Source organism: Nocardiopsis sp. iso_237 (assembly GCF_056173345.1).
Window position 1 is genome coordinate 4,934,402 of the sequence record NZ_CM149669.1, and the last position, 23,893, is coordinate 4,958,294.

The window sequence follows — 23,893 nt, forward strand, 5'->3', positions numbered from 1 at the left end:
CCCGTCCACGGGGGACGGGCGGCCGCGACCGCGTTCCCGGAGGTGTCACCGGCGTCACCTGGGGTGACCGGGCGGTTGTCCACAGGGCCTTCAGCGTTCCCTTTCCCTCCCGCGCCCGCCCGGGTTAAGCTGCGCCGGACAGGGGTTTCGCGGTGTCCACGCGCCCCGGCCCCCGCCCCGCCCCTCCGAGTCCTCCCGAGCCCGTCTCCCCCGCTCTCCGCGCGGGGACCGAACCCCCGGACCGCCATGCGAAGGCCCCCCTCCTCCCCGGTACGCAGACGCCGTCTCCTGGGACGCCGCGACGACGGACAGGCCAACGTCCTCCTCCTGTTCGGTCTGACCCTGAGCCTGCTCGCGCTCACCGTGCTGTTCGTACGGGTCGGCGCGGCCAACGACATGCGCTCACAGGCGCAGACGGCCGCCGACGCCTCGGTGTTGGCGGCGGTGGCGGGGCTCCGGGACCACGCCGCCCGACAGCTCGCCGACGGCGTCCACCCCATGCCCCGGTACGACGAGGAGATCGCCCAGTCCCGCGCCGAGACGTACGCGCGCAACAACGGCGGCGTGCTCACGGACATCCGGGCCAGTGACAACGCGATGGGCCGCTTCGGCAACATCGTGCGGGTGGAGGTGCGCGGGGCGCACTGTCAGAAGGAGCTGACGGAGGACGGTTCCCGGGCCTGGAACGACGTGGTGTGCGACGGCGAGGAGGACGACGCCGGGTCTTTCGAGGGCACCGCGGCCGCGATCGCGATCATCGACCTCTCGGCCGAGTGTGGCCGGGAGACCGACGGACTGGTGTGCGGCGGACGGGCCGTCACCGACCAGGACCAGGCGAGGGAGTTCTTCGACGTGCACCTCATCGACCAGGAGGGCCGGTTCAAGTTCGATCCGAACTCGGTCTTCGGCGGAGGGGCGATCACCGACTGCGGTTCCCTGGGCGGCCTGCACCCGCAGATGTGCGCGGCGCACGAGGCGCTCAACCAGGAGTTCCCCGGCTTCTACCTGAGCGCGGGCGGGTACCGGGACGAGAGGACCAGCGACCACGGGTTCGGCCAGGCGGTGGACTACATGATGGCCGACCTGGGTGCGACTCCGACCTCGGAGATGGACGCGACCGCCATCGAGGTGATCGACTTCCTCATCGCGAACGCCCAGGATCTCAACGTCAAGGGGATCATTTACAACTACCACATCTGGAGTCCCAGCAAGGATCGCACCGGGCCCTGGATGGAGGTCAGACGTCCGGCGAACACGGTGTACAACAACCCGACCCTGGACCACGTGGACCACATCCACCTCTCCGCCGGTCCACCGCCCTTCCGGTAGTTCACCGCCCGGAGCTCCCCGTGCCCCAGGACGCCGGGCGGGCTCCGGTCGAGGGGCACGCGACTCTGTTCTCCAGGTCGTGTGTCCCGCTTCCGCCGGGCCCCGTGGTGCGTTGTCCACAGATCCGAGTCGGGGCTTGTCCGGGGTGGTCCGTCGGCCGAACCTGGAAGCATGACGCGAGACCACCGTGCTCCCTCTGGTTGCTCCCCGCTCTTCCCCCTCCCCCGACCCACGCCGGCCCCCAGGGCCACCCGCTCCGACGCACGTCCCGGGCGGCCCTCTCCACTGGCCGGTCCCCCACCCGACCACGACCTCCTGCTCCGCACGCTGCGGCCGGTGCTGGCCCAGCTGTCCCCTCGGGCGGTCGCCTTCGGTCGGACCGCCGCCTACGTGTGGGGGGTCGACCTGTACCCCCAGGGCACCTCCGTCACCCGCAACCGCCTGCACGTGGCGGTGCCCCCGGGTGTCGCGGGAGCCGCCCGGGCCGGGGTCGTCGCGCACCGTGAGTGCGTTCCGGAGTCCGAACGCACGCGGTTGGGCGGGGTGCGGGTGACGACGAGGGCACGGACCGCGCTGGACGCCGCGGCGCAGTCGGGCTCCCTGTACGCGGCGACCGCGGCCCTGGACCGCTTCCTCGCGCTGCGTCTCACCTCCGAGGACAGGTTGCGGGCCGCCGCCCTGACCCACCCCCGTCGGGCGCAGGGGCAGCTGAGGCGTGCGCTGAGGCTCGCTGACGGGCGCAGCCAGTCCCCTGCCGAGAGCTGGACCCGGGTCCTGCTGCACCAGGTGGACCTGCCCAGGCCCGTGCCCCAGTGCGGGGTCTCCACCGTGGAGGGCGAGTTCAGGGTCGATCTGGGCTGGCCCGCGTACCGGGTGGCGGTGGAGTACGACAGCGCCGAGCACCACTCCCTGCCGGTCGACCGGGCCCGTGACCGACTGCGGTACCGGGCGATGAAGGAGGCGGAGTGGATCGTGATCTCAATCGGCGTGTACGACCTGTGCTCACGCCCGGCAGGCTTCCTGCGGCAGGTCCTGGCGGCGCTCACCGACCGGGGCTGGTCGGGGACACCGGAGCGGACGGTGAGGGTGTGGCGGTCCATCCACCGTGTCGAGCGCCGACCCCCGAAGTTGGGTTGAGACCAGGCCGTGCGCGGGTCGCCCGGCACCGGGCCGCTCGGCCCCGCCCGCACGGGGACCTCACGCGAGGAACGGGCCCGGGGAAGGGGCACCGCCGTGGGCCTTCGCCGTGTGGCCCCGTCACGTGGATTCCCGCCGTATGCGGGGCTCGCATCACCTCGCTCTCAGCCCCCTCGTGGTGAACCAACCCCCGCCGTCATCCGCCACAGTGGGGTCGGGGCACGGCGTGTCCTCGCCGTCGAACAGCCCGTTTCCGCGTTCACGGGGACGGCCACATGCGGCCACGGGGCGGATCCGTACCGTGTCAGGGCCCTCCCTGTGGGAGTCCGTGTGCTGGCCCGCGCGACGACGCCGCGCGCGTGCGGCACCCTGGTCGAACGCGCTCCGGACCGGAGGGAGATCCGTGGATCGGATACCGCCGCGCCGGGCTCCGGGGACCGTGACGGGCGCCTCGTTCGTCAGTGGCCGCGGCGATGATGTTCACCCGACCCCCGAACAGAGCGGTGAGTTACTGCGTCGTACTCCGCGTAAGCGGCACCCCCCGAACACCGAACCGCAGAATCGAGGCGTTGTCAGTGTCGACGTCGATGCCGTCCACGGAACAGGAGCTGGAGGACGCCGTCCCCGGACGGCCCAACTGGCTGCTGAGCCTGCTGGTGGCCCTGGCCAGCCTGGCCGTGGTCGCCAGTGGTTGGACCGTGGCCCGGTTGACGCTGGACGGAGGCACCGCCGCTCCGCCGGCGGTGGATCCGGGCGGGGTGGAGTCTCCGCTGGTGCGGGCCGTGGACGCCGATCCCTCGGACCCGGAGGTGTTCCTGGAGTCCGCTGTCCAGGTGGTCCGGGACGCCCCCTCCTTCCACGTGAGCTACACCCGGACCGTCGAGGGTGCGGAGCCCGCTCGGGGGTGGGCCCGCCACGAACCCGACTCCGACACCGCCTTCGAGCACTACTTCGAGACCTCCGAGGGGGTGCGGGTCTACCGCTACGACCTGCCCGGCACCGGCTTCATGATGACCGCCGAGAAGGGACTGCCCGGCATGACCGTGCTGGACCGGCCCACGGAGGCCGACCGCCGCCTCTGCTCGGAGGAGTTCGTGCTCGCGGTCCTGGAGGACCTGGTGGAGACCGCGGCCGATCTGGAGCTGGTGGGATCGGAGGAGATCGAGCTCCCCGAGAGCACGCGCGGAGTTCCGGCCAGCACCCACACCGCCTACCGGTACACGGGCACCTTCGCGACGGAGGCGGGAGACTACCTGTCCGAGGTCGGCCGCAACAGCCTCCTCCCGGTCCCCGAGGCCCGGTTCGACCTCTGGGTGGACGAGGCCGGACACCCCCGAAGACTCAGCTACACCGCCGTGAACGGGTTCGGCGAGACCTACGACTACCACCCCATGGCCGTCTAGCGGGCGCGCCGGAGGCGAGCGGCCGCCTGGTACCGACGCCGGGAGCCCGCGCGGCACGCGGCCGTTCAGGGGACACCGGAAGCGAGCACAGGGCCGTCGGCCACGGGCGTTCGTTGAGGTGGCGGGCGACTCGTGGGAGGAGTGAACAGACCGCTGGGCCCGCCGTGCTGGAGATCCGGGACGCGGTCGACGGCGACCCCGGACCTCAGGACCTCCAGGCCCGGTGCCCTCGGGCCGGGGGTGTCCGTTGGGGGTGGCGGACTGTGGACGCGTGGTCCGGGAACGGGCGGGACCGACCCAGGAACGCGGTACGCGGGCAACAACCCGGGGGCGGAACCCTGAGCCTCAGGGGTCAGTCGGTTCCGGCGCGGCCCATCACGAGCTCGGGGACGTTGACGGTGTCGTCGAGTTCGTAGGTGTAGGGAGGGTCGGGCACGGTGCCGCGCGGTTCGGGCTGGTCGGAGTCGACCAGCAGGTTGTCACGGGTGACCACGTTCCCGGGTTCGTCGGGCTCCGTGGACACCGAGACCGGGGTGTTCTCGAAGTAGTTGCCCTCGACCAGCACCTGGGAGCCGTGGGCGGACCGGACCCCGTACTCCGGGTTGGCGCGGAAGTAGTTGTTGAACACGTGGACGTGCTCGGCGTTGTGGGCACTCGGGTGACGCTCGGAGGTGCCGTCGAAGAAGTTGTGGTGCACGGTCACCCGTAGCGCGCCGGGCTCCTCGTCACCGCCGCCGATGGTGACCGCCGACTCCGCGTCGGTGAAGTGGTTCCAGGAGAGGGTGACGTGGTCGGCGCCGTCGGCCACGGTGATCAGCGAGTCGTCCCCGCCACCGGAGAAGGTGGACCCGTCCACCCACACGTGGTGGGCGCCTCCCCGGATCTCGATGGCGGGTCCCTCCGAGTCCATGCCCAGGTTGGCGAGGACGACGTTCTCCGCGCCGTCCACGAGCAGGCCGCCGCCGGTGAGCTCGGCGCCCTCCCCCGTGCCCACGAGGGTCTTGTCCGAGGCGACCCGCACGGTACCGTCCAGGTCGATCTCGCCCTCCACCTCCACCACCAGGGGTTCCTCGGCCTCCAGGTACTCGGTGAGCTGGTCGGCGTCGGCCGCGGCCACGGTGTCCCCCTCGACCCCGCCGGTCACTCCGGGGTGTTCGACGGGCGCGTCCTCCGCGTCCGCGTCCCCGTCCTCCGGGTCCACGTCCTCGGCCTCCTCGTCATCCGGGTCGGGCAGCATCAGGGGCTGGCTCGCCCAGCCCACCGGGGTGCCGAAGGGCCACTCGTCCTCAGCTGTCTCCGGGGGCGGACTGGACTCGTCCGCCTCCCCCGGGTCCGGGTCCACGGCGGCACCGACGGGGGGTTCGAGAGTGTCGTCCGTGTCCTCCTCCTGGCGGGAGCAGGAGCTGAGGGCCACACACACGAGGACCGCCAGGCACGCGGCGGCGAGAGGGTGGAGTCGCATCGGGAACTTTCCAACGAGCGGGGCGGGGGGAGATGTCGGACTCCGACGATTCTCTCAGGCGGCACGAGACACCGGACACACCGCCCGTGCGCTCCCGCGGGGTTCCGGGCACGGCGCAGGGCGCCGACCCCGTCCGATGGGGGCCGACGCCCTGACTGTCACGTTTCGCGAACGCTCGCCGGTGCGGTCTCCCCGGTGTCCGGCGCGGACAGCGGGGAGCTCCGATCACCCTCTGGGGTGACTACTCCTTGGCCCAGCCGATGTCCTCGTACACGTAGTCGGCAGCGAGGCCGTACTCGCCCCAGTTGTGCAGGTCCTCGTTGACCACGTAGAGACCGGGGCGCTCGAACAGCGGAATGGTGAGGACCTCGTCCCACAGGAGCGTGTCGATCTGGTTGGCGATCTCGGCGTACCGCTCAGGGTCGGTCTCGATCGAGAGCTCGTCGAAGAGTTCCTCGATCTCCGGGGTGGAGTGCTTGCTGTTGTTGGCGCCCCAGTCCTCGCCAGCCTCGTCCAGCGGCATACCGTAGTTGCCCTTGGAAGCGGCGGTGAAGGGGGAGGTACCGACGAGGACGTAGGTCACCATCTCGAAGTTGCCAGGGGTGACGTACTCCGAGAACAGCGCGTTGGCGGGGACCTGCTGGACGTCGACCTCGACGCCGACCTCGGCCAGCATCTGCTGCGCCATCTCGCCTTCGTCGACGGCCAGGTCCATGCCCTCGGAGGCCACGTAGGCCAGGGTCAGGGTCTCACCGTCCTCGTTGGTCCGGATCTCCTCGCCCTCCTCCAGGGTCCAGCCGGCCTCGTCAAGCAGCTCGGCGGCGCGGTCGAGGTTGCGCTCACCCAGGTCGCCGCTGTTGTCCTGATAGCCGTTCTGGCTGGAACGGAGGAGGCGGTTGACCTCACCCGTGATGGGCCAGTCGACGGCACCGAGGGCGACCTCGGCCATGGTGTCGCGGTCCAGGGTCATGGCGATGGCCTGGCGCACGCGCTTGTCCTCCAGGCGCGGGCTCGAGCCGTTCAGCGCGGTGAAGCGGTGACCGTGGTTGACGGCGCGGGTGAAGTACGCTCCGTTACCCTCCATGTCCTTGACGCGCTCGTAGCCGGCGGCGTCGTAGCCGAGGTAGAAGCCGTCGATCTCGCCGTTGGCGAAGGCACCGGCCTGGGCACTGGTGTCGAGACCCGCGAAGATGATGCGGTCGAGCTTGGCCTCGTCACCCCACCAGTCCTCGTTCTTGTGCACCGTGATGCGGGAGGCGACGTCGTCGAACTCCACGTCACCGAACGGGCCAGCGGTGACGGGGATGTCCTTGTTGTAGCCGTCCGCGAAGAGCTCCTCGTCCTCCATGTACTCCTTGGGGTACAGGGGGGAGAAGAGGGTCGGCCACTCGCCGTACGGCTCCTTCATCTTCAGGGTGAAGGAATACTCGTCGTCGCCCTGGACGATCTCGTCGATCCACTCGTAGCCCGTCGTCGAGAGGATTTCGAAGTCCCCGTCGCGCTCGCCCTTGCGGGTGATGACGGTGGCCTCGTAGTCCTCCCAGGTGATGGGCTCACCGTCGGACCAGACGGCGTCCGGGTTCAGCTCGTAGTTGACCTCGAGGCCGTCGTCGCTGACACCGTACTCGAGGACGTAGTCCTCGTTCGGAGCGAACCCGCCCTCGGCGTCGTAACGACTCGCCGACGGCATGACGGCGGCGATGACGCGACGGACGTCGCCCTTGTTGCCCTGCACGTGATTCATGTTGTGCTGCTCTTCGTACTCACTCAGAGCCCAGACGAAGTCACCCCCGTCCCGAAGGTCGTCGCGGTCCGCCGGGTTGAGGTCCTCAGCGGCGAGGGCGGCCTGCTCCTCGCGGGCGTCGTCCTCGCTCTGACCTTCATCGCTCGCACAGGCGCTGGCCATCAGCACCAGTGCGGCCACGGGCGCGAGATAACGCGCTTTCCCGATACGCATGGGGATCTTCCTCCTAGGGGTGGTCTGACCGGCGCGCGGGGCGGCGTCGGCCTTGCCTTGGGTGAACCGTGGGTCAGGCAAGACCCGCCTGCCGATCCGAGAAGTGGCAGGCCGAGGCCTGGTCTCCTCCGTTGGTCGACAGGATCGCCGGTTCTGCGCTCATACACCTCTCCTGGTCGGACTCCGAGAGGGTGATGAACTTCTGGCACCTCGTCCGGAAGCTGCAACCCGTGGGCGGGTTGGCGGGGCTCGGCAGGTCGCCTTCCAGAACGATGTGTGTGCGTGCCCGCTCGCGTTCCGGGTCGGGAACGGGGATGGCGGACAGCAGGGCTTGGGTGTACGGGTGGCTCGGGTGGCTGTAGATCGACTTGGTGTCGCCCACCTCCACGATCTTCCCGAGGTACATGACCGCCACCCGGTCAGCGATGTGCCGGACCACGGACAGGTCGTGTGCCACGAACAGGTAGGCGAGACCGAGCTTGGCTTGGAGCTCCTCCAGTAGGTTGATCACACCCGCCTGGATGGACACGTCCAGGGCGGAGACCGGCTCGTCGAGCACCAGAAGCTTGGGTTCCAGAGCCAGGGCGCGGGCGATGCCGATGCGCTGGCGCTGGCCACCGGAGAACTCCGCCGGGAACCGGGTGGCGTGCTCGATGTTCAGGCCGACGAGCTGGAGGAGCTCGTAGACGCGCTCGGTGACCTCCCGCGTCGGAACCCTGTGGGTACGCAGGGGCTCCGCGATGATGTCGAACACCGGCATGCGCGGGTCCAGTGAACTCATCGGGTCCTGGAACACGATCTGCATGTCGCGACGGAGCGCGAACCGCTCCGTGCGAGACAGTGTCGAGACGTCCCGGCCCATGACCTCGACGCTGCCTCGCTGTGGCTTCTCCAGGCCCAGGATCTCCATGAGAGTGGAGGACTTCCCGCAGCCGGACTCCCCGACAAGCGCGAGGGTCTCGCCTTCCCGGATGTCGAAGTCGAGGCCGTCCACCGCGTACACCGTGCCGACACGACGTTTGAGGACCGCCCCCTTCATCAGAGGGTGGTGCTTGATCAGATCCCGGACGCGGAGGACCTCGGGAAGGTCCTCTCTCCGCACCGAGGACGCCTGCGCCTCGGGAATCTCGGGTACCGGGTAGATGTCCTTGGCGGTCCAGTCGTTGGCGTCGATCTCGCCGGAGCGGATGCACGCCGCGCGCTGGACCCCGGTGTCCTCGACGCGAACGGGGTCCTCGTCGAGGTCCCGCCGGGACCCGATCACGAGCAGCTCCGGTTCGGCGGCCTCGCACTCGTCCCGCGCGATGGGGCAGCGGGGCGCGAAGGGGCAGCCGGGGGGCAGGTCGGTCAGCGAGGGCGGGGTGCCCTTGATCGGGACGAGTGCGCCCTGGTCCTCCAGATCCATGCGCGGCACCGCACCCAGCAGGCCCATGGTGTAAGGCATACGGCTGCCGTAGTAGATCTCGTCGATGCTGCCGATCTCCACGGGACGTCCCGCGTACATGACCAGAAGTCGGTCGACGAATCCGGCCACGACACCGAGGTCGTGCGTGATCATGACGATCGCCGCGCCGGTCTCGCGCTGCGCGGTGCGCAGCAGGTCGAGGATCTGTGCCTGGATGGTGACGTCGAGGGCCGTGGTGGGCTCGTCGCAGATGATCACGTCGGGGTCGTTGGCCATCGCCATGGCGATCATGACGCGCTGACGCATACCGCCGGAGAACTCGTGTGGGAAGGAGCGGTAGCGGTCCTCGGCGTTGGGGATGCCGACCAGGTCGAGGAGCTCGACCGCGCGGCGCCGCGCCTTGTCCTTGCCGCCCTTGGGGTTGTGGACCATGACGGCCTCGGCCAGCTGGTCGCCGACCGTGTACACGGGGGTCAGGCCGGACAACGGGTCCTGGAAGACCATGGAGATGACCTTGCCGCGGATGCGGGCCATGTCCCGGTCCGACTTCCCCAGGAGCTCCTGGCCGTGCAGGCGCACGGAGCCGGTGATCTCGGCGTGTTCGGGGAGCAGCCCCATGGCGGCCATGGAGGAGACCGACTTGCCGGAGCCGGACTCGCCCACGATGCCGAGGACCTCGCCCCGGTTGACCGCGTAGCTGACGCCTCGTACGGCCTTGACGTCGGGGTTGTTGTTGAAGCCACGGAAGGTGACCGTGAGGTCGGTGACCTCCAGGACGGGGGTCGATCCCGTGTTGGCGGTGTTCTCGGACTCCGTGTCCGCGATGGTCTCGGTGCTCATTGGTGGGCCTTCCCCCTACTAGGACCGACGCGACTTGGCGGTGGGGTCGAGGGCGTCGCGCAGCCCGTCCCCGATCATGTTGACGGCCAGGACCAGCAGCACCAGCAGGGCCGTGGGGAAAACGAAGACCCAGGGCGCGGTGGTGGCGAAGGAGGCTCCGTCAGCAATGACGACACCGAGACTGACGTCGGGTGACTGCACTCCCAGACCGAAGTAGCTCAGCGCGGTCTCACCGATGATCGCGGTGCTGACCGTGATCGTGGCGTCGGCGATGAGCAGCGACGACATGTTCGGCAGGATGTGCCGCAGGATGATCTTGTAGGGGGGTACGCCCATGAAGCGGGCGGCGTGGATGTACTCGCGCTCACGCAGGGAGATGGTCAGACCCCGGACCATCTTCGAGGTGACCATCCAGCTGAACGCGGCCAGCAGGATGACCAGGATGAGCCAGCCACCCTGGCCGACGAAGTGCCGGGACAGGATCGCGAGAATGACGAAGCTGGGCAGGACCAAGGCCAGGTTGGCGATCCAGGTGAGGGTGCGGTCGGTGACTCCGCCGAAGTAGCCGGCGAAGGCGCCGATGAGGGCGGCCATCACAGTGGAGATCGCGGCCACGAGGAGGCCGATGAGGAGCGACTTCTGGAGACCGGCGGTGGTCTGGGTGAAGATGTCCAGGCCGGTGCGGTTGGTTCCGAACCAGTGGTCCGGTGAGATGCCCTTGAGCAGGGCCCCGTAGTCGCGCTCCCCGACGTTCCACGGGCTGATCATGGGCCCGATCAGGGACAGTGCGATCAGCAGCACGAGGATCACGATGCCGACGATGACCCGCCGGGTGGAGATGAGCTGCCGGGCGATGTCCTTGAGTCGGCTCGGCGCAGGTGGCGAGGTGGGGACTTCCTGGGGCATCTCGGTGGCGGTGGTCATTGCGTGGTCTCCAACATGGCTGCTGCGGTGGCGTCCGGGAAGGGCTCGCTTGTCCTGGTGGCGTGGCGGTTCGGCATCGTCACACCCGCACCCTCGGGTCGAGCCAGGCGTAGAGGATGTCTGAGAGGAACGACGCCGCCATGATGGTGACGGCCATGAACCAGGAGACCGCCGCGACCACGTGCACGTCCTGTCGCGCGATGGAGTCGATGAGCCAGGCGCCCATGCCGTGCCATCCGTAGATCTTCTCGGTGAAGGTCGATCCGGAGACCAGAGCACCGAAGGTGAAGGTGAAGTAGGTGATGGTGGGGATCAGCGCGGTCCGCAGGGCATGCTTGAACAGCGCCTTCCGCCGTGTGAGCCCCTTGGCCATCGCCGTCCGCACGAAGTCTGAACCCAGCACGTCCAGCATCATGTTGCGCTGGTAGCGAGCGAAGGCGGCGAAGAGCGCCAGTGCGAGGACGAGGGTCGGCAGGATCGCGTGGTGCACGCGATTGAGGAGGGTCTCCCAGAGGTTGCCTTGGAAGCCCGCCGAGTACTCGCCGACGTACTTGAGGAAGGTGAACCCGAGACCGTCGTTGATCGCCACCGCGAGGACCTGGATGACGATCGCGATGACGACCGTGGGGATCGAGAGCACGAAGAAGGAGGCTCCTGTGGCCGCCTTGTCGAAGGCCCGGTACTGACGTACGGCTGCGTAGGCGCCGATCGCGATGCCCAGGGCGCTGCCGAGGATGGTGGCGACGGTGATGAGACGCAGGGTGACGCCGGCCTTCAACCACATTTGGGAGGTGACGTCGCCACCCTGGATGTTCTTACCGAAGTCACCGGTGAGGACCCCGCTGATCCAGGTGACGTAACGCTGGGCGAGCGGCGTCTGGTCGTTGAGGTTCAGCGAGTCCAGTTGCGTGTTGACGACCTCTGGCGGCGGAGGTGGCTGCATCTGCTCGAAGTAGACGCGCGGTTGAAGATTGGTGGCCGCTAGCACGTACGCGAAGCTCGTCGCGATGAAAATCAGCACGACGTAGTTCAGCAGCCGTCTGGCCAGGAACTTGCCCAAAACTATCTCCGAACCTCACAGCCGAGCCCGGCGCTTGATCTGTCTTGATCTGTTGCGAGTCGCCGGCACGGGGAGTGACACGGGTCGGGCAAGGTTCGTGCGCTCCGGCCGGTTAGCCCGGGTAAGCGCGCAAGCTCTGCCGACACCGCGGGGATCACCCCCAGTGACTGCCGAAACACACGGTCTTCCGGTTCACGGTCAGTGACCGGAATGTCAAGATTCTGGGGGATCACTAGACACTTGCTGGTAACCGCCACATCAAGAAAGGACAACGGTGGCAATGCGGGCAGCAAGTTCGCGTGCAATTGTCAAGTGTGGCACGCAACGCAGTGAACCAACTCCGGTGTGTCACAAATGCCCGCTGAACTGGACATATGAGAGATGAGAGGGCCATACGCGTAAACGACGTTTACGAGAAACCGACCCCGGTCGACGATTCGCCAGCGTGACGGGCGCCGTTCGCGACACCCTGGAAACACGCTCTTCCCCCAACGACGAACGAGACCGGTCGAACATTACCGTGAGTCACAAAAACCGTGATTTCCGGCGTTCGGAGGCCAATCCGGGGGCGCGAATTCTGTCACCCTACGTAACACGCGTTAACACGGGCTAAGCATCGCCCCTGGCCCAGCCTTACGAACAGACTCAGCCGGACCCTCTGTCACCTGCAACGATTCAAGTGACGTGGCCGACACCGCCGGGCGGACACGAGGTACCAGCGGAGCCGGGGAACCGGATCGGACCACACCCCACCACGTGCCCAGCGAGCGCGCCGCGTCACCGGCGACGGCCAGGCCGGTCCACGCCAGGGGGCCCACCGGTGCCACACCGTGGTGGCGCCGCCAGGAGAGCAGGTGTGGGACGGTCAGCACCGCGGCCGCCACCAGGGCCCGACGGCCCGCACGCCCGCGTCTCGGGGAACCGGCCGTGCGTGGGCCGCGAGCGGGCCCGCCGCCCGACCGCTCCCGCGACCAGAGCACCGCCCCGCCGACCGCCACCGCCGCCACGAGTGGCCAGTGCGCGGTACGTGCGAGCCGCGCCCCGGACCGCACGGTGTGGGCGAGGTCCACGACCACCGGGCGTACCGTGTCCCGGGCCGGGACACCGGCACCCCGTGTGAGCCTCCGCGCGGTCACCGCTCCCCCGATGGAGCTCACGGCCAGGCCCGCCAGGGGCCGACCGGACAGGGCCAGGCCCAGGCCGACCGCGCCGGACAGGGACAGCTCGGGGCCGGCCACCCGCCGACCGTGCCTACGCGCCAGCGGCCCGGACACGGCACCGGCCTCGAACCGGGAACCCAGGTAGGAACGGAGGTCCGTGTGGGGTGTGGTGCGCACCCTCGACCGGGGCTCGTACCGCACCGACCACCCCCGCGCGGCCAGGAGCCACAGCAGGTCCACGTCGGCCGTCGCGCCCAGGGCGGGGTCATGGTCGAGCAGACCCCGGCGCACGAACAGTGCGGGCACGGGCTCCGGGGACACCCCCGGGCCGCGGGTCGGAGCGGGGCCGCCGGAGCCGTGGCCCCAGGGCGGGATCGGCGCGGGGTCCGGGCCCCGGTCGGTGTGGAGGGCGCTGAGGGAGGCGACGAGCATCCCCCGGGGGCCGCTCCGTACGCGTTCGGGCAGGACCCGGGGCACCACCGCCGCGACACCGGGGTCGGCGAAGTGGCCGAGCGCCGTGGCGAGCCAGCCGGGGGCGGGCCGGGCGCCGGCGTCCAGCAGGGCGACGACCGGTGCGTCGCAGACCCTGAGCGCGACGGCCCGGGCCTCGGCCCCGGTCAGGGGGCCGGGCACCACGTGCAGGCCCCGGGTCCGGGCCACCCGGGCTCCCAGACAGGTCGCTCCGACCACCACCGGCCTCAGGTCCGGGTACTCGTACCGGAGCCGGTCCAGGGTCGCCTCCAGTGCGAGGTGGTCCGCGGCCCCGACCACGGCGACCTGCACACCGGGGACCGGCACGCCGGGGGCGGGGCGGGGGTGTGCCAGCCCCGCCGCCACCAGCGCACGCGCGAGCCGCCGTTCACCGGGGCGGTCGGGCGCGGCCCCGCTGAGCCAGCGGATGACCGAGCTGACGCCCTCGGGCGGCAGGCGCAGGGCGCTGGGCGGTGAACCGCCGACGAGGACGTGGCCCTCGTCCGTGAGCCGGACGGCGCGGTCGATCTCGACGCCGAGGCCCACGGGCAGGGGATCGGGGATGGGCGAGGCCATGACTCCCACCCTGTCGGGTGATCCACAGCACGCGCAAGACCGAAGCAAGTAGCAAAATTCGGGAGGTCTTCACCAAATCGTTATTCGCCCTTGAATCGGCGCAGGGGCGCGCATCCGCGCCGATATTCGGTCCCCGCCGGGCCAGCCAACCCGACCGGAACCCTCTTTGGGCAGCTCAGAGGGGGTTACCCTGTCCGGACCAGGTCGGCTGGGTCGTCAAGGAGGCACGGAGCGTATGCTGAGCGCGAGTAGGCCCTTCAGTGTCGTAGGGCACACCCCACCGCACACATGACCATCCTCCACGGCCAGCCCCCCGGCCACGCCACCGTCCCGTGTGAAGCCCCGCGGCTTCTCCCCTGTCGCACGCCGCCCTCGTGCCGTGTCCCCAACGGCACCGAGCCGTGTCCCTCCCTGCCCCCGGGGGCTTCGCCCCGTGTCTGCACCCAGCGCCGTGACCCGTTCCGGGCATGGACGCGTCCAGGGCCAGGCGCCAGTTCGGCCCTGCCCGCGAACACACGTCCTCGGGGAGTGAACCCACTTGTGTGAGACCGCAGCCCCTCGTTCCGCGCCAACGCACCCGCTCCCGACGGCGTCGGCCCCTCTCGACCGTCCCCAACGCCCGGCCAGTCCCATGGAAGAGTCCAGCAGCACCCCGTCCACCACCGAGTGCCGACCCGCACGGCGGCGCTTCCCCGGTCTGCCCAGCCAGATCGCCTACGCGCGCAGGTTCGTCGCGCGCCAGCTGGCGGTCTCACCGGAGGTCACCACGGCGACGCTGCTGACCAGTGAGCTCGCCACCAACGCCATCACACACAGCGACTCGGGGCGTGCCACCGGGAAGTTCGAGGTGTGCGTGCGGCTCGCGCCCGGGTGGGCCCGGGTGGAGGTCCGCGACCTCGGCAGCACGACGGAGGCGCCCGCGCCCCAGCACCGGGATCCCTACGACACGGCCGAACACGGCCGGGGTCTGGACCTGGTGGAGGCGCTCGCCAGTAAGTGGGGGACCGAACCACGCCACGACGGCCGGGGCCGCCAGGTGTGGTTCGAGCTGGTGTGGGACGGCGACGACCGGGAGTCCGACCAGCCCCGGTAGGGGGCCGATGCGGTCTGGAGCGGGGCGTTTCCGGTCGTGAGGTCCGTGCGTCGCCGTGCCGGGGGCGTGTGCGGTCCTACTCCTCGGCCGTGGTCGGAGCGGCCCCCTTGGGGTCCGCTGGGGTCGCACCGGTGTCCGTGGCGGGCAGCCGGTAGCGCTCGTAGAGTTCGCGCGCGTAGTCCTTGGCCTCCTGGGAGGGCTCGTCACCGAGTTCGTCGCGGACGAGGTCGTCCAGGCTCTTCTTCGAATCATCCATGTGAGGAAGCCTGCCTGGACTGCGCGGATAGCACAAATCGACATACCGGTGACACAGAGGAAGGGCCCTGGATCCCCTGATTCACAGGGCTTTGCGCTCAGCCGACGGCTTCGTGCCCCTCGCGTCCCCCACCCGTCCCGGAGCCTCGGGGAACGCGGAGGAGGGTGCCCCGCACGTGGACCGCGCGGGGCACCCTCCTGGGTTTATGGCTCCGGAGCTAGCCTCCGGTGGCCGTGTCCTGCTTCTCCGGGACCTCTCCCGCGTCGCCCTCGGCCGTGGGGCCGTCGCTGGACGCCCTGTCCTCGGCGCGGGCCCGGCGCTTGGCGCGGCGCCGCTCCTGGCGGGCCGCAGACCTGGCCTCACGGCGCTGACGGCGGACCTCCACCAGCTGGTAGAGGACCGGGACCAGGATCAGGGTGAGCAGGGTCGAGGTGACCAGGCCGCCGATCACCACGAGGGCGACCGGGGCGGACACGAAGGCGCCGCCGCCTGCCAGCCCGGTGGCCATCGGGACGAGCGCGGCGATGGTGCCGACCGCGGTCATCAGGATGGGGCGCAGGCGGTGCCGGGAGCCCTCGACGATGGCCTCGCTGAGGTCCATCCCCTTCTTCCGGTTCTGGTTGATCAGGTCCATCAGCACGATGGCGTTGGTGATCACGATGCCGATCAGCATCAGCATGCCGATCAGGGCCGCGGCGCCGATCGGGGTACCGGTCAGCATCAGCAGGCCCAGCGAGCCGGTGGCGGCGAACGGGACCGAGACGAGCAGCATGAGCGGCTGCATCAGGCTCTTGAACGTCGCGACCATGATCAGGTAGCAGATGATGATCGCGGCGAGCAGCGCCAGACCCAGCTGGGCGAAGCCCTCCGTCTGGTCCTGGCTGACCCCGCCGAGGCTGGCGGTGGCGCCCGAGGGCAGGTCCATGCCGTCCAGCGCCTGGGTGATCGCGACGCTGACCGCGCCGAGGTCGGAGGCGGTGGGGTTGGCCGACACCGTGGTGCTGGTGACACCGTCGATGCGGGTGAGCTCCGGCGGCTGCTCGACCTCGGAGACCTCGGCCACGTCACCGAGCTCGATCTCCTGCCCGGTGGGCGTGGTGATCGGCAGCTCCCTGAGCTCGGCCACGGTACCCGGCGCGTCCTGGACCAGGACGACGACGTCGCGGCGGATGTGCTCGATGGTGGCGTCACCGACGTCACGGCCGTTGAACGCCGCGGAGACGGTCTGGCCGACCATGGTCTCGTTGAGACCGTACTCGGCGGCCTCCTCGCCGTCGACGTGCACCTCCAGCGCGGGCTGGGACTCCGAGATACCGCTGGTGACGTCGTCCGCGCCGTCGATCTCGCGCAGTTCGTCCTCGATCATCCCGGCCGCCTCGACCAGGGTGTCCTGGTCCTCGGCGGTCACGCGGACCTCGATGCCGGATCCGCCCATGCCGCCCGTGGAGTCCAGGCGCGGCTCGTACTCGGTGTCGAGTCCGGCGAAGGTGTCCCGCAGGACGTCGCGGTTGCGGATCTGGTCGGTGTCGGGGTCGGCGGTGATCGTGTAGTCGATCTGGTCGGCGGCACCGCCGCCCATCATCGGGTTGCCTCCGACGTTGACCTGGTAGGTCTCGATCCAGGCCATCCCGGCCAGGGCTTCCTCGACCTTGACGGCCTCGGCGTCGGCGGCCTCCAGGGACATGCCCGGTTCGAGCTCCTGGATGACCGTGTAGGTGTTCTCCTCGGCCTCGCCCAGCCAGTCCGTCTCGGAGTTGGCGGCCATCACGGCGGTACCGCCGAAGATCGCCACCGAGGCGGCGAGCGTGACCACCGTGGCCACCTTCCGCTTGGTGGTGATCCACCGGATGACCGGCAGGTAGGCGCGCTGGAGCGGGGTGCGCATCTCGCGCTGGTAGGCCGCGTGCTCGATCTCCTCGCGGCTGGAGTCCCCGACCTCGGCGGGCCGCAGGAACCAGTAGCACAGGACCGGGGTGATGGTCAGGGCGACGAGCAGGGAACCGGCCAGGGCCAGGCTGCTGGTCACCGCGAACGGCATGAAGATCTCACCGACCATGCCGCCGACGAAGGCCAGCGGGAGGAAGACGGCGATGGTGGCGAAGGACGAGGAGGCCACGGCGGTGGCGACCTCGCGGACACCGTCCTTGACGGCGGCCATCCGTTCCTTGCCGTAGTCCATGTGTCTGCGGATGTTCTCCAGCACCACGATGGAGTCGTCCACCACCCGGCCGATCGCGATGGTGATCGCGGCGAGGGTGAGCATGTTCAGGGTGAACCCGAACGCCTGCATGCCGATGAAGGCCGCCAGGACCGACACCGGGATGGACACCGCCACCACGAGCGTGGAGCGGATGGACAGCATGAAGACCAGGATCACGATGACCGATGCGGCCAGGCCGTAGGCACCGGCCTCGAACATGTCGGTGATCGAGTCGTTGATGAAGGGCGCCTGGTCGAAGACGACGCTCAGGGAGATGTCGTCACCGAGCAGGTCGGACTGCTGGTCGAGGACCTTCTGGACCCCGTCGGAGATCTCGACGGTGTTGCCGTCCGGGGTCGCCATGACCATGAGCGCGACGCTGGGGTTGCCGTCCAGTCGGGCGATGGAGGAGGCGTCCTCGGTCACCATCTCGACGTCGGCCACCTCGGAGAGCTGCACGGGCGAGGGCGCCGGTGCGGGCGGGGCGCCGGGCATCGCGCCCGACGGGTCCGCGCCCTGGGACGGCTGCACCCACACGTCCTCGATGTCGTCGAGGCTGGTGAGCTGGTCACCGGTGGTGACGCTGAGGCTGCGGCCGTCCTCGTCGATGCTGCCGCCCGCCATGAGCAGGCCGCTGGACTCCAGGGCGTCGGCCAGGTCCTGGGTGGTGATCCCGGCGTCGGCGAGCTCGTCCTCGTCCGGGGTGATCTCCACGCGCTGGTCGGGGACGCCGGACAGGTTGGCCGAGCGGACGCCCGGGACCGACTCCAGCTCCGGGATGAGCACGTTCTCGATGGAGGAGGCCATCGACTGCTCGTCGCCGCTCTCCGTGCTGGCGGCCAGCATCATCACCGGCATCATGTCCATGCTCAGGGCCATGACGGAGGTGGAGACGTCGTCGGGGAGCATCCCGGAGATCTGGTCGACGGCGACCTGGGTCTCGCGGACCAGGGCGTCCTGGTCGCGGCCGTAGTCGAACTCCGCCATGATCTGCGCGGACCCGGTGGTGGAGGTCGAGGTGATGGTGTCGACCCCCTCCACGCCCTGGAGGGCCTGTTCGAGGGGTTCGGTGACCTGTCCCTCGACCACCTGAGGTGTGGCGCCCTGGTACTGGGCGGAGACCATCACCATCGGCAGGGACATCTCGGGGAAGAGCTCACGCTTGGACGACATCGCCGCGAGGACGCCGAAGAGCAGGACGGCCAAGGTGATGAGGAGGACCAGCGCCCGGTTGCCGAGCGACATGACCGAAAGGCGGTTCACGCGTTCGTCCCTTCCACCGGGTGGGCGGAGCCCCGGGTGAGGGGGTGCTCCGCGCCGGGGGCCGTTGGGGCCTGTCTGGACATGAGAGGTGCTCGCTCCTAGCTCGCCGTGTGTGGGACGGCCGGACCCGGGTGTGCGGCGTTCGCTCGTCGAGCGCGCGCTCACCGGTGCGGTCTCGGTGCCGATCCGCGAGGACGTGGGTGTGGGGGATGCGGGTGTCGTCCGCCTGGTACGGGGCCCGCGAGGGCTGCGCATCCGCCGGGCGCACCACTCACCATACGTCGCGTTATATCGGAAGTTGGGCGGAACCCGGGAGGTTCAGGGATCTCTCAGGGACATGTCAGCCTTCTGTCAGGGTCCCGTCCGACCAAAGTTAGGGACACCCTCGGAAAGTCGGTGGTCGCCCGTCCCGAAGTGGGTCTTCGTGCACTCCGAACTCACGGATTCCTGTAACGGACATCACAGGTCGCGTTCCGGCCCCCCGAAACCCTCAGGCGCGCTCACCCGCGCCCGGCACGCCCGACGGCGCGCCGCGGTGACTCAGGCGACCGGCGCCTGTTCCCCTGGTTCTCCCTGGGAGTCCAGGGCCGCGTGCGGCTGCGTGGTGCCCCAGACGACACCGAGGAGGTCCTCCAACGCGTGGGCCAGGGACGCGTCGACGAGTTCGTAGCTGACCTGGCGACCGCGCGCCTGGGTCCGCACGAGTCCGCAGTCCCGCAGGCAGGCGAGGTGGTTGGAGACGTTCTGTCGGGTGAGGCCGAGCCGGTCGGCCAGCCCGGCGGGGTAGTCGGCGCCCTCCAGCAGCGCCAGGAGGAGGCGGCACCGGGTGGGGTCGGACAGGGCGCGGCCGAGACGCTGGATCGCGGAGAGGCGCTGCTCGGAGGTCAACATGAAAATCATTGTACATCGTTTGCTGTATAGACAGTCCTCGCTGTATAAACAGTGAAGGCTGAACTGTTCGGCCGGACACCCGGGACCGCCCGAGCGCGCGGGCCCGCAGCAGCAGACCGCCGCGACGCGTGGGGACACCACCGTTCGCAGAACCGAGGAGGGAACCCATGGGCGCGGGACACGACCACGGCCCGATCACCGCCGGGGCCGCCAACAGCAGGAAGCTGGCGCTGGTCCTCGGGCTGATGCTCGTCGTCGCCGTCGTTCAGGTCACCGGCGCCGCCTTCAGCGGCAGCCTCGCCCTGCTCGCGGACGCCGGGCACACCGTCACCGACTCCTTCGGGATCGCCCTGGCCCTGGCCGCCGTGTGGATCGCCGCACGCCCGGCCACCAGCAAACGCACCTTCGGATTCCAGCGCGCCGAGATCCTCGCCGCCGCCGTCAACGCGATCGTGCTGTTCGCCCTGTGCGCGTTCATCGTGGTCGAGGCGGTCGACCGGCTCCGCGACCCCGCCGAGGTGTCCGGACTCGGCATGGTGGTGATCGCCGCCTTCGGCCTGGTCATGAACATCGTGGCGATGGTCGTCCTGCGCTCGGGCGCCAAGGAGAGCCTCAACGTGAAGGGCGCCTACCTGGAGGTCATGAGCGACGCCCTGGCGTCGGTCGGCGTGATCGTGGGCGGCCTGATCGTGTGGCTCACCGGCTGGCAGCAGGCGGACACCCTGGTCTCGCTCGGCATCGCCGCGATCATCGTGCCCCGCGCCTGGGCACTGCTCAAGGAGGCCGTCCACATCCTGCTGGAGGCGACCCCCAAGGGCATGGACCTGAGCGAGGTCCGCGAACACCTCATGAACCACCCCGCCGTCATCGACGTCCACGACCTGCACGCCTGGACCATCACCTCCGGGGTCCCCGTGATGTCCGCGCACGTGGTGGTCTCGGAGGACGACCTGCGCGACTCCGGGAGAATGCTCGACGAGCTGCACGAGTGCCTGACCGGACACTTCGACGTGGAGCACTCCACCCTCCAGCTGGAACCGCCCGGCCACGCCGACCACGAGGGCGCCCGGCACCCCTGAGGGGTCCGACACCACACGGAGGGGCGACGTGCCCGGAGCGGGGGGCTTTGGCAGTATTGTTCGGGTCCCCGAGCGAGGAGTGTCCGTGTCACGCAACGCCGACCACCAGGCACGTCAGCGGTGATCCCACCGCCCGCGCGCCGACCTCCCAGAGCGCTGCGCCAGCTCGTTCGCGGCCTGCGCTCGCTCCGGGGAGCGGCACGGAACCGCAACCGGGGCTCGGAGTGGCACGCGCCGCGCGAGTCCCGCGTCTGGCTCAAGCCGGCGCGCGTCTTCCTGCTGATGTTCGTGACCGTCGACCTCGTCGGCGCCGTCCTCCTCAGTACCCCGTGGGCCACCACGGACGGCCGGGGGCTCCCCTTCGAGCAGGCCCTCTTCACCGCGACCTCCGCGCTCTCGGTGTGCGGCCTCAGCGTCGTCTCGATCGGCGACGACCTGAGCGGGTTCGGCCAGGGCGTGGTGCTGGCGCTGATGCAGGCGGGCGGCATGGGCATCATGACCCTGGCCTCGCTGCTGGGCACCGCCGTGATCCACCGGTTCGGGCTGCGCATGCAGCTCAACGTGCAGGCCGAGGTGCGCACCCTCTGGGTCGGTGACGTGCGCGGCCTGGTGAGCCGGGTGCTGACCATCTTCCTGGTCTGCCAGGGGATCACCTTCCTCCTGATCACCCCCCGCATGTGGCTGGGCTACGACCTCACCTTCGGCCAGGCGGTCTACTCCGGCTTCTTCCACTCCATCTCGTCGTTCAACAACGCCGGGCTGTCCCTGTACCCCGACAGCTTCATCCGGTTCTCCGGGGACGCGTTCGTCCTCTTCCCCATCGCGCTCTCCTCGATCCTGGGCGGGATCGGCTTCCCCGTGCTGCTGGAACTGCGCCGCCAGCTGCGCACCCCGCGCCGCTGGACCCTGCACACCAAACTCACCGTCACCACCACCAGCCTGCTGTTCGTCGTGGGAGCGGTGCTGGTCACCATCATGGAGTGGAACAACCCCGCCACCCTCGGGCAGCTGCACTGGTGGGCGAGGATCACCGACGGGTTCTTCGCCGGGGTGATGCCGCGCAGCGGGGGCCTCAACTCCGTGCCCACCGGCGAGATGCAGGACTCCACGCTGCTGCTGACCGTCATGATGATGTTCGTCGGCAACGGCAGCGCCGGAACGGCGGGCGGCATCAAGGTCGCCACCCTCGCCGTCATCTTCCTGGTGGTGCTGGCGGAGGTCCGCGCGCACGACCGCGTGCACGTCTACGGCCGCCAGCTCCCCTACGACGTCATCCGCCAGGCCCTGAGCCTGGTGTTCCTGTCCGCGACCGTCGTCGCCGTGAGTACGGTGCTCATGCTGTACGCCACCCGGTTCAACCTCATGCAGGTGCTGTTCGAGGTGGTGTCCGCCTTCGGCGTGGTCGGGCTGTCCACCGGGATCACACCCGAGCTCGCGCCGTGGAACCAGTACCTGATGGCGGTGCTGATGGTCGCCGGGCGGATCGGGCCCGTCACCTTCGTGACGGCCCTGGCCTTCCGCGACCGGCACCGCCGATACGAGCTCGCGGAGGCCCGACCGATCATCGGTTGAGCGGCGGGCGCACCCAGCACTTCCCCGGAGGAGAGGGCACATGCCACATCGAGACAGATCCGACGACAAACGCGTGCTGGTCATCGGCCTCGGCCGGTTCGGGAGTTCGCTCGCGCTGGAACTGGTCAACCGCGGGTGGGAGGTGCTCGGCCTGGACTCCAACCCCCGTCTGGTGCAGACCTACGCCGACGCGCTCACCCACACGGTGGTCGCCGACGTCACCGACGAGGAGGCCCTGAAGCAGATCGGCGCGGCCCAGTACGCGCGGGCCGTGGTGGCGATCGGCAGCCACCTGGAGGAGAGCATCCTGGCCACCTCGCTCCTGGTGGACATGGGCGTGCCCTCGATCTGGGCGAAGGCGACCAACCGCAGGCACGGGCGCATCCTGGAACAGGTGGGCGCCGACCACGTCGTGCTGCCTGAGCACGACATGGGCGAGCGGGTGGCCCACCTGCTGTCCGGGCGGATGCTGGACTACGTGGTGCTGGACGCCGGCTTCGCGCTGGGCAAGACCCGGGCGCCGAAGTCGCTGCTGGGTCGGACGCTGCGGGAGACGCGGGTGCGCCAGCAGTACGGGATCACCGTGGTGTCGGTGAAGAGGGTGGGAGCCTCCTTCACCTACGCGACCCAGGAGACCGTCCTGCACAAGGGCGACGTGATCGTGGTGGCGGGGCGCACCGACGACGTGGAGCGGTTCGCGGAGACCACCTGAGCCGGGTTCGGGCAGGTCGGGAGGGTTCCGGCAAAGCGCGCAAATTGACAACCGTTTTCATTTTCCCGATGATGGGTCCATGAGAACTCCCATCGCGCGAGCCGCCGCCCTCGGCGCCACCACACTCCTGATCGCCACCGGGTGCGGAAGCGGCGGAGGTGAGGACGGTGGGAACGGGATCTCCCCCGCCGACGCGGACCTGACCGTCGTCACCGGCGTGTACCCGCTGGAGTGGCTGGCGCAGGAGATCGGCGGTGACGGCGTCGCCGTCGTTCAGCTCACCGAGCCGGGCACCGAACCCCACGACCTGGAGTTGACCGGTCGGCAGATCGGCCAGGTCAGCGAGGCCGACATCGCCTTCTACGTCGAGGGCCTCCAGCCCGCCGTGGACGAGGCGATCGGCCAGGAGGCGGAGGGGGCCGCGCTCAACGTGGCCGACGTCGTCGAGCTCCGCCCCGCCGGCGGCGAGGACGAGCACGCGGAGGACGACCACGACCACGACCATGACCACGAGGAGGAGGGCGGGCACGCCGAGGACGACGGGCACGACCACGGCGACCTCGACCCGCACTTCTGGCTGGACGTGGACCTCATGAAGGAGACCGCCGAGGCCCTGGCCCAGCGGATGGGCGAGGTCGACCCCGAGGGCGCCGAGCGCTACCAGGAGGGCGCCGAGCGCGTCGTCGGTGAGCTGTCCACCCTCGGCGAGGCCTACGAGACCGGCCTCGCCACCTGCGAGCACCGCGAGGTGGTGGTCGGCCACACCGCCTTCAGCTACCTGACCGACCGGTACGACCTGGAGCAGATCGGGGTCAGCGGCGTGGACCCCGACACCGAGCCCTCCCCCGCCCAGATCGCGGCGATCACCGACGTCGTCCGGGAGCGGGACATCACGACGGTCTTCACCGAGCCGCTGATGCCCGCCGCCACCGCCGACACCATCGCCGCCGAGACCGGCGCACGGGTGGAGGTGCTCGATCCGCTGGAGGGCGTGACCGACCGGTCGCCCGGCGACGACTACCCGTCGATCATGCTCGGCAACCTGGACGCGCTGACCGCGGCGCTCTCCTGCGAGTGAGTTCCGGGGGTGGAGAGACCCCCGA

At 69.8% G+C, this 23,893-nt stretch carries 17 protein-coding genes; 8 read left to right on the forward strand and 9 right to left on the reverse strand.

Translation table 11 applies throughout. The annotated features are described in order from the left end of the window. Positions 1-246: 246 nt before the first annotated feature. From AC0VYM_RS22330 to AC0VYM_RS22340, 3 genes are all read left to right on the forward strand, one after another. Positions 247-1,329 carry a VldE C-terminal domain-containing protein gene (locus AC0VYM_RS22330; protein WP_475455242.1) on the forward strand — a complete coding sequence of 361 codons (1,083 nt, stop codon included), beginning with the start codon at positions 247-249 and terminating at the stop codon, positions 1,327-1,329. Between the two features lie 171 nt (positions 1,330-1,500). Beyond that, positions 1,501-2,466: an endonuclease domain-containing protein gene (locus AC0VYM_RS22335; protein ID WP_475455244.1), complete on the forward strand. Its 966-nt coding sequence runs from the start codon at positions 1,501-1,503 to the stop codon at positions 2,464-2,466. A gap of 587 nt (positions 2,467-3,053) precedes the next feature. After that, positions 3,054-3,869, forward strand: coding sequence for a hypothetical protein (locus AC0VYM_RS22340; RefSeq protein ID WP_475455246.1), 816 nt, complete (start codon positions 3,054-3,056; stop codon positions 3,867-3,869). A gap of 352 nt (positions 3,870-4,221) precedes the next feature. Here the strand turns inward: AC0VYM_RS22340 and AC0VYM_RS22345 are convergent, their stop codons facing one another. The 6 genes from AC0VYM_RS22345 to AC0VYM_RS22370 all read right to left on the reverse strand — a co-directional run bounded on the left by AC0VYM_RS22345 (position 4,222) and on the right by AC0VYM_RS22370 (position 13,724). Next, complete coding sequence (locus tag AC0VYM_RS22345) at positions 4,222-5,331, reverse strand: pectate lyase family protein (protein ID WP_475455248.1); 1,110 nt, start codon at positions 5,329-5,331, stop codon at positions 4,222-4,224. A gap of 241 nt (positions 5,332-5,572) precedes the next feature. Continuing rightward, entirely contained in the window at positions 5,573-7,288 is a 1,716-nt protein-coding gene (locus AC0VYM_RS22350; RefSeq protein ID WP_475455250.1) for an ABC transporter family substrate-binding protein, read from the reverse strand. Between the two features lie 73 nt (positions 7,289-7,361). Beyond that, positions 7,362-9,533: an ABC transporter ATP-binding protein gene (locus tag AC0VYM_RS22355; protein ID WP_475455252.1), complete on the reverse strand. Its 2,172-nt coding sequence runs from the start codon at positions 9,531-9,533 to the stop codon at positions 7,362-7,364. An 18-nt stretch (positions 9,534-9,551) separates the two neighbouring features. Further along, on the reverse strand, positions 9,552-10,457 hold the full coding sequence (locus AC0VYM_RS22360) for an ABC transporter permease (RefSeq protein ID WP_475455254.1): 906 nt from the start codon (positions 10,455-10,457) through the stop codon (positions 9,552-9,554). 79 nt (positions 10,458-10,536) lie between these two features. Beyond that, complete coding sequence (locus tag AC0VYM_RS22365; RefSeq protein ID WP_475455256.1) at positions 10,537-11,517, reverse strand: ABC transporter permease; 981 nt, start codon at positions 11,515-11,517, stop codon at positions 10,537-10,539. Between the two features lie 599 nt (positions 11,518-12,116). Beyond that, the gene (locus AC0VYM_RS22370; RefSeq protein WP_475455258.1) at positions 12,117-13,724 is read right to left on the reverse strand and encodes a family 2 glycosyl transferase; all 1,608 of its coding nucleotides are present in this window, start codon (positions 13,722-13,724) and stop codon (positions 12,117-12,119) included. A 538-nt stretch (positions 13,725-14,262) separates the two neighbouring features. Between AC0VYM_RS22370 and AC0VYM_RS22375 the strand changes: the two genes are divergently transcribed. After that, positions 14,263-14,817: an ATP-binding protein gene (locus AC0VYM_RS22375; RefSeq protein WP_475455260.1), complete on the forward strand. Its 555-nt coding sequence runs from the start codon at positions 14,263-14,265 to the stop codon at positions 14,815-14,817. A 76-nt stretch (positions 14,818-14,893) separates the two neighbouring features. On the opposite strand, the gene AC0VYM_RS22380 is transcribed toward AC0VYM_RS22375, so the two are convergent. From AC0VYM_RS22380 to cmtR, 3 genes are all read right to left on the reverse strand, one after another. Then, positions 14,894-15,073, reverse strand: coding sequence for a hypothetical protein (locus AC0VYM_RS22380; protein ID WP_475455262.1), 180 nt, complete (start codon positions 15,071-15,073; stop codon positions 14,894-14,896). 217 nt (positions 15,074-15,290) lie between these two features. Further along, positions 15,291-18,518 (reverse strand): efflux RND transporter permease subunit, encoded by a 3,228-nt coding sequence (locus tag AC0VYM_RS22385; RefSeq protein ID WP_475463167.1) that lies wholly within the window; start codon positions 18,516-18,518, stop codon positions 15,291-15,293. Positions 18,519-19,076: 558 nt separating this feature from the next. Beyond that, positions 19,077-19,427 carry a Cd(II)/Pb(II)-sensing metalloregulatory transcriptional regulator CmtR gene (gene cmtR / locus AC0VYM_RS22390; RefSeq protein ID WP_475455264.1) on the reverse strand — a complete coding sequence of 117 codons (351 nt, stop codon included), beginning with the start codon at positions 19,425-19,427 and terminating at the stop codon, positions 19,077-19,079. Between the two features lie 167 nt (positions 19,428-19,594). On the opposite strand from cmtR, the gene AC0VYM_RS22395 reads away from it, so the two are divergent. The 4 genes from AC0VYM_RS22395 (at position 19,595) to AC0VYM_RS22410 (ending at position 23,868) form a co-directional block, all read left to right on the forward strand. Then, positions 19,595-20,506 (forward strand): cation diffusion facilitator family transporter, encoded by a 912-nt coding sequence (locus AC0VYM_RS22395; protein WP_475455266.1) that lies wholly within the window; start codon positions 19,595-19,597, stop codon positions 20,504-20,506. Positions 20,507-20,683: 177 nt separating this feature from the next. Then, complete coding sequence (locus AC0VYM_RS22400; protein WP_475463169.1) at positions 20,684-22,078, forward strand: TrkH family potassium uptake protein; 1,395 nt, start codon at positions 20,684-20,686, stop codon at positions 22,076-22,078. Positions 22,079-22,118: 40 nt separating this feature from the next. Continuing rightward, positions 22,119-22,790 carry a potassium channel family protein gene (locus tag AC0VYM_RS22405; protein ID WP_475455268.1) on the forward strand — a complete coding sequence of 224 codons (672 nt, stop codon included), beginning with the start codon at positions 22,119-22,121 and terminating at the stop codon, positions 22,788-22,790. Between the two features lie 79 nt (positions 22,791-22,869). After that, positions 22,870-23,868 carry a metal ABC transporter substrate-binding protein gene (locus AC0VYM_RS22410; protein WP_475455270.1) on the forward strand — a complete coding sequence of 333 codons (999 nt, stop codon included), beginning with the start codon at positions 22,870-22,872 and terminating at the stop codon, positions 23,866-23,868. The last annotated feature ends 25 nt before the right edge of the window (positions 23,869-23,893 follow it).